The 14,582-nt window shown below is 49.0% G+C and carries 10 protein-coding genes and 2 pseudogenes; 9 read left to right on the top strand and 3 right to left on the bottom strand.

Annotated elements, in window-relative coordinates; genetic code table 11:
* Positions 1-19 precede the first annotated feature (19 nt).
* From ASG81_RS09295 to ASG81_RS29700, 5 genes and pseudogenes are all read left to right on the top strand, one after another.
* Positions 20-1,321, top strand: coding sequence for a response regulator transcription factor (locus tag ASG81_RS09295; protein ID WP_056632347.1), 1,302 nt, complete (start codon positions 20-22; stop codon positions 1,319-1,321).
* 44 nt (positions 1,322-1,365) lie between these two features.
* On the top strand, positions 1,366-4,161 hold the full coding sequence (locus tag ASG81_RS09300; RefSeq protein WP_056632350.1) for a sensor histidine kinase: 2,796 nt from the start codon (positions 1,366-1,368) through the stop codon (positions 4,159-4,161).
* Positions 4,162-4,406: 245 nt separating this feature from the next.
* A complete protein-coding gene (locus ASG81_RS09305; protein ID WP_056632354.1) occupies positions 4,407-5,330 on the top strand; it encodes a glycoside hydrolase family 43 protein in 924 nt (307 codons plus the stop codon).
* Positions 5,331-6,224 carry a glycoside hydrolase family 43 protein gene (locus tag ASG81_RS09310; protein ID WP_081417224.1) on the top strand — a complete coding sequence of 298 codons (894 nt, stop codon included), beginning with the start codon at positions 5,331-5,333 and terminating at the stop codon, positions 6,222-6,224.
* Positions 6,225-6,281: 57 nt separating this feature from the next.
* A pseudogene (locus tag ASG81_RS29700) lies at positions 6,282-6,377 on the top strand (SDR family oxidoreductase); the annotation flags it as partial.
* Between the two features lie 77 nt (positions 6,378-6,454).
* On the opposite strand, the gene ASG81_RS09315 reads toward ASG81_RS29700, so the two are convergent.
* Entirely contained in the window at positions 6,455-7,891 is a 1,437-nt protein-coding gene (locus ASG81_RS09315; RefSeq protein WP_235548805.1) for a DHA2 family efflux MFS transporter permease subunit, read from the bottom strand.
* 279 nt (positions 7,892-8,170) lie between these two features.
* Here ASG81_RS09315 and ASG81_RS09320 point away from each other — a divergent pair, with 279 nt between their 5' ends.
* The 3 genes from ASG81_RS09320 to ASG81_RS09330 all read left to right on the top strand — a co-directional run bounded on the left by ASG81_RS09320 (position 8,171) and on the right by ASG81_RS09330 (position 12,704).
* Entirely contained in the window at positions 8,171-8,764 is a 594-nt protein-coding gene (locus ASG81_RS09320; protein WP_056632364.1) for a TetR/AcrR family transcriptional regulator, read from the top strand.
* 120 nt (positions 8,765-8,884) lie between these two features.
* On the top strand, positions 8,885-9,199 hold the full coding sequence (locus tag ASG81_RS09325; RefSeq protein ID WP_056632367.1) for a cupin domain-containing protein: 315 nt from the start codon (positions 8,885-8,887) through the stop codon (positions 9,197-9,199).
* 370 nt (positions 9,200-9,569) lie between these two features.
* Positions 9,570-12,704, top strand: coding sequence for a heparinase II/III domain-containing protein (locus ASG81_RS09330; RefSeq protein WP_056632370.1), 3,135 nt, complete (start codon positions 9,570-9,572; stop codon positions 12,702-12,704).
* Between the two features lie 116 nt (positions 12,705-12,820).
* Here the strand turns inward: ASG81_RS09330 and ASG81_RS09335 are convergent, their stop codons facing one another.
* The gene (locus ASG81_RS09335; protein ID WP_056632373.1) at positions 12,821-13,006 is read right to left on the bottom strand and encodes a hypothetical protein; all 186 of its coding nucleotides are present in this window, start codon (positions 13,004-13,006) and stop codon (positions 12,821-12,823) included.
* A complete protein-coding gene (locus tag ASG81_RS09340; RefSeq protein ID WP_056632376.1) occupies positions 13,003-13,797 on the bottom strand; it encodes a Nif3-like dinuclear metal center hexameric protein in 795 nt (264 codons plus the stop codon). Before ASG81_RS09340 ends, ASG81_RS09335 begins: the two co-directional genes overlap by 4 nt.
* Before the next feature lie 202 nt (positions 13,798-13,999).
* On the opposite strand from ASG81_RS09340, the pseudogene ASG81_RS33665 reads away from it, so the two are divergent.
* Positions 14,000-14,547 (top strand): annotated as a pseudogene (locus tag ASG81_RS33665) (glycoside hydrolase family 2 TIM barrel-domain containing protein); the annotation flags it as partial.
* Between the last annotated feature and the right edge of the window lie 35 nt (positions 14,548-14,582).

A 14,582-nucleotide genomic window follows, 5' to 3' on the forward strand; every position in this document is an offset into this window, starting at 1 on the left:
ACAAGAAGCAGGTGCAGCTATGTTTACCATTTTAATCGTGGATGATGAAGCGGGAATACGCGATGGTCTTGCATCGCTGAATTGGCAGACGATCGGCTATGAAGTTGCCGGAGTCGCCGCGCATGGTTTGGAAGCTCTGGCTTTCATGGAGGAAAGGCCCGTCGATGTCATTCTCACCGATATCCGTATGCCGTTTATGGACGGCCTACAACTCCTTGGGGCCGTAAAAGAAAAGTATCCCTTTGTCAAAGTCATCATACTCTCCGGGTATGATGACTTTGAATATGCCAAGCAAGCGCTAAAGTTAGGGGCGGCGGATTATTTGTTAAAGCCGACGATTATCGAGGATCTTTTCGCCATATTTAACACGCTTCACCGGACAATGGTTAATGAGAAGCAAATCGAATATCGGCAGGCGACCCTTGAACGCAAAGAAAGACTTCTTTCCCGGATGCTCCGGGTGAATTTTTTGAAAGAACTGTTAGCCGGGATGGTTAGCCCGGAGGACATCGAACAATCGGCTGCAGAAGCCGAATTCATCTTCTCGCAGGAATCCGACTATCAAGTATCCATCTTGTCTCTGGACCGCATGCAAAAGGGAGTTTCCGGCATCAGCAAGAAAGAGCTGCGGTTGATTACTTTCTCTCTAGACAACATGCTGTCGGAGCTGTGGGAAGCCAGAGATCTCGGTTATCATTATGTTGATCCAGAAACCGCCCGATGCTACTTCATCGGACGGGATATCGACTCGCAGGACGAAATGCTCCAGGTGAAGAAGCAGCTCGGCTCATGCATGGGGCTGTGGCAATCGACATTCACGATCAGTATTGGAGTTACCGTTACGAGTATAAAGCAGTTGCACGGTTCATGCCGCTCTGCCGAGCTCGCCCTGGTTTCCTCCGATGAAGGAAATCGGCTTTGTCTGGGCACATATGTAGAGGTTGACAGCCGTAGCGATACGCAGGAGCCGGTGGAGCAGGATCCGCCGGTACCCAAAGGTACGCATTACATCATCGAGGAAGCTAAAAATTATCTCCGCCAAAACTATTCAAAGAACGTCACTTTGAAGAAAGTGGCTGAGCATGTCCATGTGACGCCGAATTATTTAAGCGCCTTATTCAAAGAAACAGGCGAAAATTACATTCAGTATCTGACTGTCCTGCGAATTGAGCAGTCGAAGACGCTGCTTAAAGACCCCAGGAACAAGATTTATGAAATCGTAGAGATGGTCGGCTACTCGGACCCGGCCTATTTCTCGGCGACATTCAAGAAATATGTCGGAAAAACGCCACTGGAATACAGGTTGTCAATGGAACAATAATTCGGAGAGGATTCATAAAAGACATCAAACGGAGACGAGCATCCATGAGAGAACTGCTGAGACCTAATATGTTTGAACCTACGGTTAAACGCATCACCGTGCTCGCGCTGCTGTTAAGCCTGATCGCGCAGCTGATTCTGGTATGGACCGGATTTTTCTATTTGAATAAAAACAGCCAAGTCATTCAAGCGAATGAAAAACAAGGTTTTCAGACGTTTTATCAACAAAACCTGACAACGATTATTTCCGAAATCAACAACACGATGGACCTGTTTGAGAAAAACGACCTGCGCAAATACTCGACCAGTTTCCTGCCGTTAAGGGATAAGGATACGATTCATCAGGCGACGGAGGAGCTTAACGAGAAATTAAACGCGCTGAACCTGTCGCCTTCCTTTTATAAAACCGTTTATTTGATCGGCTCCGACCGAAACCAGTATTCCTTCATGAAGGAGATTGGCGAGCCGGATCTTCATGTGCTGCCGGGTTTGAATAAGGACGCCTTCGATTCGCAGGGCTGGACAAATGCTCTGATCGAAAACATGCGTAAAATTGTAAGATTCGATCAGGATGAGCTTCAGGCGAATAATCAAGCGCTGATGAACGATGATATGAAAGACTTTATATCCCAAACCTCCGGCAACCTGGTGATCAATAACGGAAATATAGGGATCTTTGTCATCTTTGTATTGCAGGATGGCTTGTTTAATGCCGCAGAAGAAGCCCACGGAGACGCTCACACACCCGTTGTGGTGAGCGATGATAACGGCCAGCCGATATGGAGCAGCATAGCCGATCCAGACCTGGTGTCTCACGCCACGGCAGTCGGCAGCGGCAGGCTCTCGAAGGGAAACGAAACCTACGTTGCAGTAAGAAACAAGCTGGACCTGTTTCCTTATCAGGTCACTTATCTTTATGCTGCAAATGACCTCAATCCCCCTGTACTCAGAGTAGCGGTCACCTTTATAGCGATTGCGGCAACCGCCCTTCTGCTCACCTTCGGATTCAGTTTCGTGCGCTCCAAGAAAATGTTTCTTCCCTTCCGCAAGTTTTCCATGGCGGTACGCAGACAGTCCTTGTCGGATGACCTGAACCTGAATTCCGTCACGGCCGATTTGTCCAAAAGCGGTGCCGGGGAAATGTCGTTAAAGAATAAAATCCTGATCACCTTTATCATATCCGTCCTTGTTCCGACGCTTGCGGGCGGACTGCTGTATTCCTTCATGCTGACGCAAAGCATCAATAACACCGCCGACCAGTTTCTGAGCCGTATCGGCGAGCTGACGAAAACGTCCGCCCACATCAATGTCCAGCGGCTGGAAAATACGATCAACCGGCTGACGATCAGCCAGGAGCTGAAGGAGTTTCTGACGAAGCAGAACAACCTGCTTAATATCCCTTACTATAAAGAAAGGGAGGTCAATTATGCCTCTATAGCCGCTTTTCCTGGAGTCAATAATTTTTCTTATATTGTTCTGTATGACAATAAAGGATCGGCGATTTATTCTTCTATATTTTCAAACAATCTCAATTTGTTTACGGTCAATAAATCGCTCTTCAAGGATACCGATTCATCCTACTGGGTGTCGGATTATGTGGACATCACAAACCATAATAATACTGCGATCGTGAAGAGGATTCCGCTTTTGAACAAAGATCTCGACACAGGGCAGTCCTATTACTTGCTGGCCGTTCCTAAAGACGACCTGTTCAAAAATATGGATTTCGGATCCTCCGGATTTTTTGTGACAAATGGCCAGAACAAAGAACTGTTTCATATTCACCGTTACTCGAGCAATTACAAATCGAAGCTGTTCTCCTATTCTTATCCGATAGCCAATACAGGAATGATCGCAACCTTTCAGTATCCGAAAGAGGAGTTCGAGGCCCAGTACCGGGAATACTTTTATCGTTTTTTATTTGTACTGTTAGGTGTATCCTTGTTTTCCTTCCTGCTCGCGAGCTTGCTGAGCAATCTGCTGTCGAAACCGATCGAACGGCTGATGGGCTCGATTAACCATATTTCAGAGGTTCATTTCGACCATCTGGTCCAAGGGGGCTCGAAGAGCGAAGTCGGACAGCTGATTGAAAATTACAATGAGATGGTTCAAAAAATGAATCATCTTATTCATGAAAACATACGGATTCTCGAAGAAAACGCTCAATCGAAGCTGAAGGAAAAAGAGATGAACACACTTAAAGTGAAGGCCGAGCTGGACATGCTGCAGTCGCAAATTAATCCGCATTTTCTTTACAATACCTTGGAGTCTATCAACATGAAAAGCATCCGCTACGGCATGCACGACGTCAGCATCATGATCCGTAATTTATCGGATATGTTTCGCTACAGTGTGGGCAAAGGTTCCGTTATGGTTCCGCTGCAGAAAGAAATCGATCACGTAAAGAACTTTATCGCCATCCACAATATGCGGCTCGGCCATATCGTCGATTTAATGATTGAAGTTCCGGAGCCTTTAATGAACGCGTCCGTCCTGAGATTCTCCCTTCAACCAATCGTAGAGAACAGCATGAAGCACGCTTTTGTCGGATATAAAGAAGGGGCCAGCATTCTCATTCGCGCTAGACGCGACGAGCAATTTTTGTATCTCGAAATTCGCGATAACGGTATCGGAATGGACGAGGAACGATTAGCGGAGGTCGAAGCCGTTCTGAACGGAACGGATGACGGATTGGGTCCGCAGGAAGGGTCGGGCGGCATCGGGCTGAAAAATGTGTACGCGCGGCTGAAGCTTCATTTTCCGGATAATCCAGGGTTCCGGATCGAAAGCGAACTGATGGGTGGCACAACGGTCCGGCTTTGTTTGCCCCTTCGGCAGTAGCAGAATAAAGCGTAATATTGCCCGATTAAATCGTAACTTCACCCTATACCTGCGATAGTATTATCTCGATACAATGAATATGTTACGGTAACCGAACAATAAGCAGCGAGCAAGAGGTCAGGTGGCTAGCCCCGGTTTCATGACCGACGGGCTAGCTTTTTTTTCTGCAGATTAAGCATTCCTTAAAGCCTCTGTTGTAATCATTATAAACCATTATACTGTTTCTTAAAGATAAGGAGTGTGCCATGCTGACCAAAGAACAAATTCAAATCCGCGATCCGTTCGTACTGGCTGTCAAAGTTGAAAAGAAATATTACCTCTACGGGACAACGGATAAAAATGTATGGGAAGGAAAAGCGACCGGCTTTGATGTGTATGTGAGCAACGACCTTGATCGCTGGGAAGGGCCATTCCCCGCTTTTCGGCCGGAAGAGGACTTCTGGGCGGACAGGCATTACTGGGCACCGGAAGTGTACCTTTATGACGGCAAGTATTATATGTTCGCCAGCTTTAAGGCGGACCGCAAATTCAGGGGCACGCAAATTCTCGTATCCGACGATCCGGTCGGCCCCTTCCGGCCTCATTCGGCCGGATCTGTTACACCCGGGGATTGGGAATGCTTGGACGGCACGCTGTACGTCGACGGGGCTGGCCATCCTTGGATGATATTTTGCCATGAATGGCTGCAGGTGCAGGATGGCGAAATATGCGCCATCCCCCTCACCAAGGACTTGAAATCGGCTGCCGGAGAACCAGTGCTGTTATTTCATGCCTCCGATGCGCCGTGGGCAGTCCAAAGCGGTGCTGCTTCTAGCGGGAAAAAGAACTTCGTAACGGACGGACCTTTCTTGCACCGCGCGGCAAACGGGGATCTCCTGATGCTATGGTCAAGTCACGGAGTGAACGGTTATGCGATCGGTATCGCCCGTTCCGAGACAGGCGATATCAGCGGGCCTTGGGTGCAGGACCGCGAGCCGCTATTCGGACAAGACGGCGGTCACGGCATGCTGTTCACCACGTTCGAAGGGGAATTGATGCTGGCTATTCACAGGCCCAATAAGACTCCGAATGAAAGGCCGCTATTTTTGCCGCTTGCCGAGAAGAATGGCAGGCTAAGCATTAAGCGGCAATTCCGCAATCCGATTGTCCTGCAGCGCGCGGACCCTTAGATTTACAAGCATACGGACGGCTACTATTATTTTACCGCTTCGGTTCCCGCGTTCGACTGCATCGAGCTCAGAAGGGCAAGAACGATCCAGGAGCTCGAGGCTGCCGAACCGGCCGTCATTTGGCGAAAACACGCGAAGGGCAGAATGAGCGCACATATTTGGGCGCCTGAAATCCATTATATCGACGGCAAATGGTACATCTATTTCGCCGCCGGAGGCTCGGATGAGGACGAGAAGGAAGTATGGCAGCACCGCATGTACGTCCTTGAAAATGATGCGGCCAATCCGCTGGAGCCGACATGGGTGGAAAAAGGTCAGACCCGGACAAATTGGGATTCCTTCTCTTTGGATGCCACAACCTTCGAGCATGGAGGCGTAAGGTATTTAGTTTGGGCTCAGCAGGGTCCCGACAATCAAGGGAACTCCAATCTGTATATCGCCGAAATGTCCGATCCATGGACGATTCGAGGCAAGCAGGTCCTGCTTTCGAAACCGGAATATGCGTGGGAAATCGTAGGCTTCCATGTGAATGAAGGGCCTGCGGTACTCAAGAAGAACGGCAAAATATTTATCAGCTTCTCGGCAAGCGCCACGGATAGCAATTATTGCATGGGGCTGCTTACAACTCTGGACACCAGCGATTTGTTAGACCCGAATTCATGGACGAAATCCCCGGAGCCTGTTTTCCAAACGAGCGAAGAAACCGGACAATACGGCCCTGGCCATAACTGTTTCACCGTATCGGAAGACGGTGCAGCCGATATTCTGATCTATCATTCAAGGGATTATAAAAAAATCGTCGGAGATCCGCTTTACGAACCCAATCGTCATACACGTGCTAAAGTATTGAATTGGAATGCGGAGGGGTTGCCCATTTTTGACAAACCCGAGTGAAGGGTCAAAGCACGGCGGCGATGAGCGGACGCAGCGGGAGATTGCGAAAGTGCTTGAGATCTCACACGGGTTGCTTTGTTCCTGGCCTCTGATGAAGCAAGCTTCGTCAACGGTACCACGATTACGGCAGATGCCGGCTGGACGGCCTATTAATGTAACAAGACGCTAGTCAGTTTATGACTAGCGTCTTTTTACTTAGTTAATAAGTCATATGCTCTTACTATCAATCCTCAGGCTTCTTTGAGTATTGCCTTTTTCAACGCTACTTTGGACTTTTCCTCTGGGGCTTGTGCAACACGTTTGATGAAGAAGGAAAGCAGTAAACCGATTATGCCGATTCCAACAATAACGAGATATGCGTCATTTATCCCCTGGATGGAAGCTTCCATAATCATATGCTCCTGCGTTGCGCCCGTTGCTCCGCCTGCCGCCATCATATCCTGAAAATGAGTTTGGGTACGGTTCGTCATCACGGTCACGAGCAGAGAAGTGCCTACGGCGCCAGCCACTTGTCTAATGGTATTGGAAATAGCCGTACCATGCGCATTGAGCCTGGCCGGTAATTGATTTAAACCTGCAGTTTGTACGGGCATAAGAAGCAAAGCCATCCCGATACGGCGACCCGTAGACATGAGAACCAGATAGGTATAGCTGGTTGAGTCCGTCAAGTTAATAAAGCCGATGGTGGTGACGATCGTAATGACCATTCCGATGATGGAAAGCCATTTCGCCCCAAACTGATCGAACAGCTTTCCGGCGACTGGCATCAGGAAGCCCATCAGAAGCGCACCGGGGAGCAGCAGCAAACCTGATTCCAGCGCGGTATAGCCGCGGGCACTCTGAAGGTACAGAGGAAGCAGCATCATATCCGCATACATAACCATGGTAACCGCGATATTTATGATGGTAGTTAAGGAGAACATGTTGTATTTGAAGGCCCGGAGATCCAGCAGCGGATTCTGGGAAACCAGCTGCCGCCAAGTAAACAGAGCGAGGGCAAGGATGCCCGTAAGAATAGACACGAGTACCTCTGCGCTCGACCACCCTTCGCTGCCGGCCCGGCTGAAGCCGTAAAGCAGAGTACCGAATCCGACCGTGGAAAGGACGACACTGATAACGTCGATTTTGGTACAGCCCCGTTCCGATACATTCTTCAAATAAATAAAGCCGCAGATGATAACAAGGACAGCAAGCGGAATCATGACGTAAAACATCGTTTCCCAAGCATAATTTTCCAGAGTATAGCCGGCAAGAGTAGGTCCAATCGCAGGGGCGAAAATAACGGCGAACCCGACCATACCCATGGCAGCTCCTCTTTTCTCGGGAGGGAAGAGCGTTAAAATGACATTCATGAGCAGCGGCATAATAATGCCGGCGCCGGCTGCCTGAATCATACGCCCCGTCAGCAGAACAGGGAAGGTGGATGCGATGGCCGATACGATCGTTCCGGCAAGAAAAATAAACATCGAAGCTTGAAAAAGCTCACGCGTAGTAAACCGCTGCATCAAATAGGCCGTGATCGGAATCAGAACCCCGTTTACCAACATGTAGCCTGTTGTCAGCCACTGGGCCGTTGCAGCCGAAATATTGAAATCAATCATTAATTCCGGGACGGCAACGCTCATGATCGTTTGATTCAGCGTCGCAAGAAAGGCACCCAAGATCATGATGAACAAGATCGGTCCTTTGTTGATGGAACTGCTGTTTGTTTCCCTACTACTACTCACTCTACTCCATCCTTTCGATTCAACCATGGACTAAATTTACAACGTGTTGTATAGTTGACATTGTATAAATTAGATTATATACAGAACCCTTCGGTTTACAAGCGACGGTTATGGAGAAAGTGTATATTAGTTTACATTAAAACCTTTTTTGTCGCCTAACTTGAAGATATACCACGTAAGCTTGGAAATTGTAGCTTATTATAAAGAGAGGAAAGGATTATGATGGATAATAAAAAGCCTCATACAGATCCCCGCATACTCCGAACGCGCCAATTGATTAGAGATGCCTTTGTTGAATTGCTTCAAGAAATGGATATCGAGAAATTATCGGTAAATCGCATCGCAGAGCGCGCTACCATCAATCGCGTTACCTTTTATCTGCATTATCGGGATATACCGGATATGCTTGAAAAGATGGCGGAAGACATGGCCAGGGACATAGAGCGGATTCTAAACGATACGCCAGCGAATCCGAATTCCGCAGAAGAAGCGGACTGGAAAATGATGGTGAGCTTGCTAGAGCACATTGCCGAACACGTAAAATTTTATAAAGTCATTCTCGCGACGAAACGAACCCCAATCTTTACGGAACGTCTATTAAAGCTGTTGACGGGAATTATGATCACAAGGCTGGAGAGAATGGGGGTCGATTCCTTCATCTCAACCGCAGGTATTCAAAAGGACATTGCCATTTGGTACTGTTCTTCAGCCTTGATCGGCACGATCATTTCCTGGCTTCGAAACGACATGCCTTATACACCGCTATTTCTTGCCAGACAATTTTCTTTGCTGCTGCCTCATCACCAAAAGTGAAAACCTATTGAGAGGTAATTCTCATACAGCTGCTCAGCAAGCATCCAGCTCAGTACGTTTAGGTTTAACGGGATTGACAACGAAATGAACGAAGTATGGAATAAAAAGGAGGACGCTGCAATGAGCAGATTGAACGTATGGGAAAACGCCGAGCCGGGCGTGAGACGGAAAATATTTACTCCAGGCCAGACGATCATGATGATTGAGGTTCATTTTGAGGAGGGAGCTGAAGGTTATTTGCACAGTCATGTGCATGAGCAGCTTTCTTACTGTATGGAAGGGCAGCTGGAGTTTTCAGTCAACGGAGAGAAAGTCGTCGTTTCGGCGGGAGAGACGATCTACATTCCGAGTCTTGCCGAGCATGGATGCCGCGCCCTTCAGAAGAGCATACTGCTGGACACTTTCACTCCGCTCAGGCAGGATTTAATCGAATAGTTGCATTTAAGGTCTTTGAGGTGCAGCATTTCATCAGAATAACCATGTTTTTTTCCAATGTCTATTCTAAGGGGTGCACATCAGATCTTAGGGAGGCTTTTTTTGCCTATATGCTTAAAAAACCGCACATAATGCTGAAATAAGTACATATCTCTGCTTGCAGCCGCATGCTAACCTATTTGGAGACAACGTTCCGGGGGATGATAGGGGAATAGTGGTCAATATCGATCAAGTCGACGTAACCGTGGAACTGACAGCATATATGGGCGATCAAATGATCCGTAAGGAATCGGCTTCCGGGTAGTAACTGCGTTACATATCAGCGTTTTCTGGCCTCGGAGCTAATAAATCCGCCTAAGGAGGTACAACGATGACACAAATAAAACCAAGCGAACATTTAAGAGAGCTGGTAAATAGGGCAAAGTTTCTGCTATCAGCCCAGAGCGATTATTACACGGACGGGGCAAAGCTGGCTCTGACCGATATGGTTGAGGCTGCCGAAACGGCATTGGAAGGCAACGAGCAGATTCCTTTCATCAGAAACCGCAAATTTATAGAGCCGGAAGCGGATGGAGCGATCCGATTTGCAACGCGGCGCTTCACGATGGCCCCGTCCTATAACGGGGAAGGGCGTGTGTACCATGAATACGGCTTGGAGCCGGCGCTGTCGTGGTTCGAGCAGCAGGACATACGCTATATAGGCGAAAGGGAGCTTCCCGCCAAAGCCGATTTCGTCATCGCCAAAGCCGAAGCTCTGCTTGCCGAAGCTGAAATAGGACGTGAGATCGGAAGCTATGATGCCGATGCTCGAGACAAGCTCGTCCGGTCCGTCGAACGCGTGAAGGCGGCTAGGGCTGCTGCTGCAGGGGAGGATCGCAGTGACTTGTTGGCCCGTGCGATCGTACAGTGCTTTAACCGGATTAGAGACTTCCGCTATTCCAAAGTGCTGCGGACGGATACCGATTTCTCATCAACGCTCTATTTGACGAAAAACGAGCTGCAAAAAGTGAAGGAAAACGCGGAAAAGGACGAATTGATCCGGGAGCAGCGGGAACAAATTAAGCGGATCGCGAACAGCAACGATTTGGCTTATATTGAGCGGGCTGCGGCTTTGATCATGAACGAAGAGACGGATTACGGCGAAATCAACAAGCAATTCTACGTCTGGAGCTCGACGGATAAAATCGTCAACTTCGCCGCCCCGGAGAAAGCGGTTAAGGCGGAGCTTTCGTTTATTCTTCCCTCGGAAGAGAACGAACGGGACGGTCTCGGCCATGTGTGGATTGACAATTTGGACATTCTATCCGAAAGTGGGAGCAGTCTGGACATTCGCAACGGCGGCTTTGAAGAAGGAGAGGGCATGCCGTTTCATTGGAAACCGGAATCGCGCAAGGGCAGTCCGGTAGTGAAATGGGAGGATGCCTATCCCTTCAGCGGAGGCGGCGACAGGTCTGGCTCGAATACGGCGAATCCCTCCTCGCAGGTGTCTTTTTCCTGCAAGGAGGGGGTGCTGAATCGGTCGATTTATTTATGCAATCCGACGCATGAGGATGAAGGTGCCTGGACGTATGACGGAGAGTTTGCCGTTGATGGTGGAACCGGATATACGCTCACGTTTGCCGCTAAAATAGACGGCAAGCTGAAGAAGGGCTTAAAGACTGTCATCGTCTTCAAGGATGAGGATGGTCATGTCGTCGGTCAGTTCGAGTACCTGTTCAACCGGAAATCGTCGCTCGCCAACTCATGTTTTCTATTGACGATGCAGTGCGATGCGATCCAATATGCCTTTACGGAAGACCGAACCTATGCCTTAAAAGCAAAACATGAAATATTATTTACGATGAACGACTTTTGCCAGGGTGCCGAGCATTGGCTCGTGACAAATTCGCGGCCCCAGGGCAGCGACTCTTACGGAGCCGTACAGGGCGGACGCTTGCTATGCAGCGTAGCCGTAACGTATTCCTTGATCAAGGAAGCGGGCCTGTTCACTATAGAGGAGAAGCATCGCTTGTACGCCATGGTCGAATATTTGCTGCGCTACATGCTTGATCTTAGAGACCGGACGGAACTTTCACCGCAAGAGGCCCAGTATGGAAGCGGCAACTGGCAGACCGATATGTGCGCAGGGACGGCTTATATGATGCTTGTACTCGACGATTTTCCGAATCGGAAAGCATGGCTGTACAACGCGCATATGGTCCTGCATTCCCAATTGATTCTGACCGTCAATCTCGATTATTCCTGGCCGGAATCTATCCGCTACCACCATGCGGCACTGGAGAGGTTTGCCGGTTACGCCAAAGTGGTTGCGCATGTCATGGGAGAAAACTGGTTCGAAACTACGCCGCTGGCCGGCATGTTCGGATTCAGCTTGCGGACGCAAACGCCGTCATACCGTTATTTCGGCGGGCGCATCGCAACGCCGCCGTTCGGCGATCACGCATTAAGCGGAGGCTCGGAATTCGGCAGTTTTGGCACGTATTTGGGCGATATCGAACGAATCGACAAGCCGCTCGCGGACCGGATGTACCATACTTGGCGTTTCGCAGGCAAGCCGTTCAAGCATCTTTGGGGCGAAGGAATCGTCCTGGAAAATATTCTAGGCAAAGGCGATTCGTATGTATCGGAGAGCCCGCTTGTTATGGGCTCAACGAATGATTTGACCCATGCTGGCATTTATATATTCCGCAATAACTTCGGCAGCGCGGAGCAGAGCTATTTCGCTATAATGTCCAGCCCTGAACCGATCGGCCACGGCCATCTCGACCAAGGCTCGTTTATCATCTACAAGGACTCCATTCCGATCGTTATGGATTCCGGAATCGAGGGCTATTTCGACAGCAGCACAAGCTGGCATATCAGTTCATATTCACATGCGTGCATGCAGTTTTCGACGAAGCGGACGCATATCGGGAAGAGCGGGCTCGGAGAGATTAATTTATCTGCGGGCACATACAGCCTGAATCGAGGCTGGGTCGACGTCCCTCGTACCAGCAAGGTTATCGAATGCAGTATTGGCGGCGACGTGGAGACGATTACGATCGAGATCCTGAACCCGGAAGGAAGCGGCAGACATATCCGTCATGTGCGGTATTTTAAAGGAGTGGATTTGTATCTCATTCGCGACACCGTGGACGATTTTGACGGCGAGGTGTTGTTCAACTTGCCAGTCGCGGCTAAACAATCCGACGTTGTTCACGGCAGCCGGGTATACTCGAAAGGGGTATATAACGTGGATTTGGAAACGGTGTTTATTAGTCCAATAAACGGGATCCGGCTGGAAAAAGGCCGCTCGACGCCATTTTTCGAGAGCGGGCATAAGCAGGTAAGCATGATGGACTATATTAGGGCCACGGCGGATGCAAAGGACGGATTTACCGTGCTGCTCTATCCGAAACGGCCATCCGACCGCCGGCTTCAGGTTACGATGAAAGATAAGCGTACGGCAATCCTTTCCCTGGAAAATGAGACGCTGGAAATCGAGTTATTTGGCCGATATGCTTGATTGCGTGTCATTGAAATAGGAACGCAAACGGGGAAATAGCCCTGGGATCCAGTTGGATTCCGGGGCTATTCGTTTTATTTGGTCAACCTTCATTTCGGGCTGATCGAACTATTCGGTTAGATCATGACTTTAATGCTAGTACCCTCCCGTGTGTACGCCGTCTCCACCGCTTCTTTGATATCCGCCAGTCCGTAACGGTGCGTTATGATGGACTCGATGTCTGCGTAAGAGTGCTGCAAGGCCTGGATAACTGCAGGATAGGTGTTTGCATACCGGAACACCAAGTCCGGATACCGGCTCAAACCACCTGAAATACCGGATTAACCGGTATAAAGTGAACAGGCAGATCAGGATACGATTCCTGCAGTTGTTCTGCCAAATAACGCATGCCGGGCTCTTCGCTCTCTGCATGTCCCATGACAAGCAGCGATTTCGGAACACCCTGATAGGCAGAGTCCCTTGCGTATTCGGGTGTTTCCCACTCAGGTCCCTCGCCGGCAATAATCAGGTCGAGCCTCTTCTCGCGGTAGAGAGGAATGGCGTTAGCGCCTCCGCCTCTGTAGCCCACAAGAATTCCAATGCGGCTGCAAGTCATGTACGGATCACCAGCGATCCGTACATAGGGGATGGATAGCTGTGTTTTGATGTATTCCGCGATTTCCGTCGCACGTTTTTCAGGTAAACGAAGCACTGCCGCCGCAGGAAGCATTTCCTCTACGCAAGCTTCCCACTTCAGACTTTGAAGCAAACCGGTCATGATAGGATCGGGCTCCATCCTATGGCAATAATCATGATGCCGGTAGATGGCGAGGCCGGATTGCTGAAGAAGACTTTGCTTGTTTCGATAGACCGGATCGCCGGTTAGAAGCCCGTTCGTCATCCGGTGGCTGTAGTAGGCGGCCTCATGGGAAATAAGCAAATTCACACCCAAGGACATAGCCTGCTCGATGACCTGCTGTGTTGCCATAAACGTCGTCGCGATTCCACGCACTTCGGTATCCGGGCTGCCTGGATCCAAATCGTCGACCGTATTCTCAATCGGTTGGACGGTCGAGCGCAGCAGATCGATTACATTTTGAATAGTTACCGTCATTGATCCAATTCCTTTCTACATGAGTGGATTCGTCTCCTTACACTTCGCTGCATGGAGACATACTCCTTTTTCTCATTTCGTCATTCTTAAATAATGGCGATCAGTTTCGAATTGTAGATTGAATGGTTTCGAAATTGTCGGCTGGGAGGTTGAAATCGAGACGGAAATGATCCTTGATCAGGATGCTCATATTGCGCATTCGATTTTGTACAAGGATCTAGTTATCGTTGCCGCTTCCGAAAGGGTCGCCGCGGAAAGGGATTCGATTTCACGGCATCGGCTAAGTCTATCTGTGGAAAATCCCTTATTATGGAATACGGATGATCCGGAGTTGTATCAGCTTGTAACGGAATTGTAGATGGATGCAGCGGATGGGGACGCAAATTCGAATAGGGAAGTCATTGAAACCGTAACGAAAAGGATCGGGTTCGGTGAAATCGTGCTTCGTCCTGATCAAGGGTTTCTGTTAAACGGAAAAAAAATGAAATTAAACGGGGTTTGTGAGCATCATGATTTGGGAGCCCTCGGATCAGCCTTTCACAAAGAGGCGCTGAGAAGAAGGTTTCTGATCTTGAAAGAAATGGGCGTTAACGCGATTCGTACGGCGCACAATATGCCGGCAAAGGAACTTATGGAATTGGCGGACGAGATGGGCATGCTTGTTGTCTCAGAAGCTTACGATATGTGGGAAGACCAAAAACGCCTTATGATTACGCGAGATTTTTTAAGGATTGGGCTCCTATCGATGTTTATGTTATTTCGATTGTCATTTTCCTTTTAAATTA

The organism is Paenibacillus sp. Soil522 (genome assembly GCF_001428245.1).
Lineage (GTDB): Bacteria > Bacillota > Bacilli > Paenibacillales > Paenibacillaceae > Pristimantibacillus.

What these genes read in the sequence shown, in the direction of transcription:
- ASG81_RS09295 (WP_056632347.1), top strand. Translation starts at nt 20, where the DNA reads ATGTTTACCATTTTAATCGTGGATGATGAAGCGGGAATACGCGATGGT.
- ASG81_RS09300 (WP_056632350.1), top strand. Translation starts at nt 1,366, where the DNA reads ATGAGAGAACTGCTGAGACCTAATATGTTTGAACCTACGGTTAAACGC.
- ASG81_RS09305 (WP_056632354.1), top strand. Translation starts at nt 4,407, where the DNA reads ATGCTGACCAAAGAACAAATTCAAATCCGCGATCCGTTCGTACTGGCT.
- ASG81_RS09315 (WP_235548805.1), bottom strand. Translation starts at nt 7,891, where the DNA reads ATGATCTTGGGTGCCTTTCTTGCGACGCTGAATCAAACGATCATGAGC.
- ASG81_RS09320 (WP_056632364.1), top strand. Translation starts at nt 8,171, where the DNA reads ATGATGGATAATAAAAAGCCTCATACAGATCCCCGCATACTCCGAACG.
- ASG81_RS09325 (WP_056632367.1), top strand. Translation starts at nt 8,885, where the DNA reads ATGAGCAGATTGAACGTATGGGAAAACGCCGAGCCGGGCGTGAGACGG.
- ASG81_RS09330 (WP_056632370.1), top strand. Translation starts at nt 9,570, where the DNA reads ATGACACAAATAAAACCAAGCGAACATTTAAGAGAGCTGGTAAATAGG.
- ASG81_RS09340 (WP_056632376.1), bottom strand. Translation starts at nt 13,797, where the DNA reads ATGACGGTAACTATTCAAAATGTAATCGATCTGCTGCGCTCGACCGTC.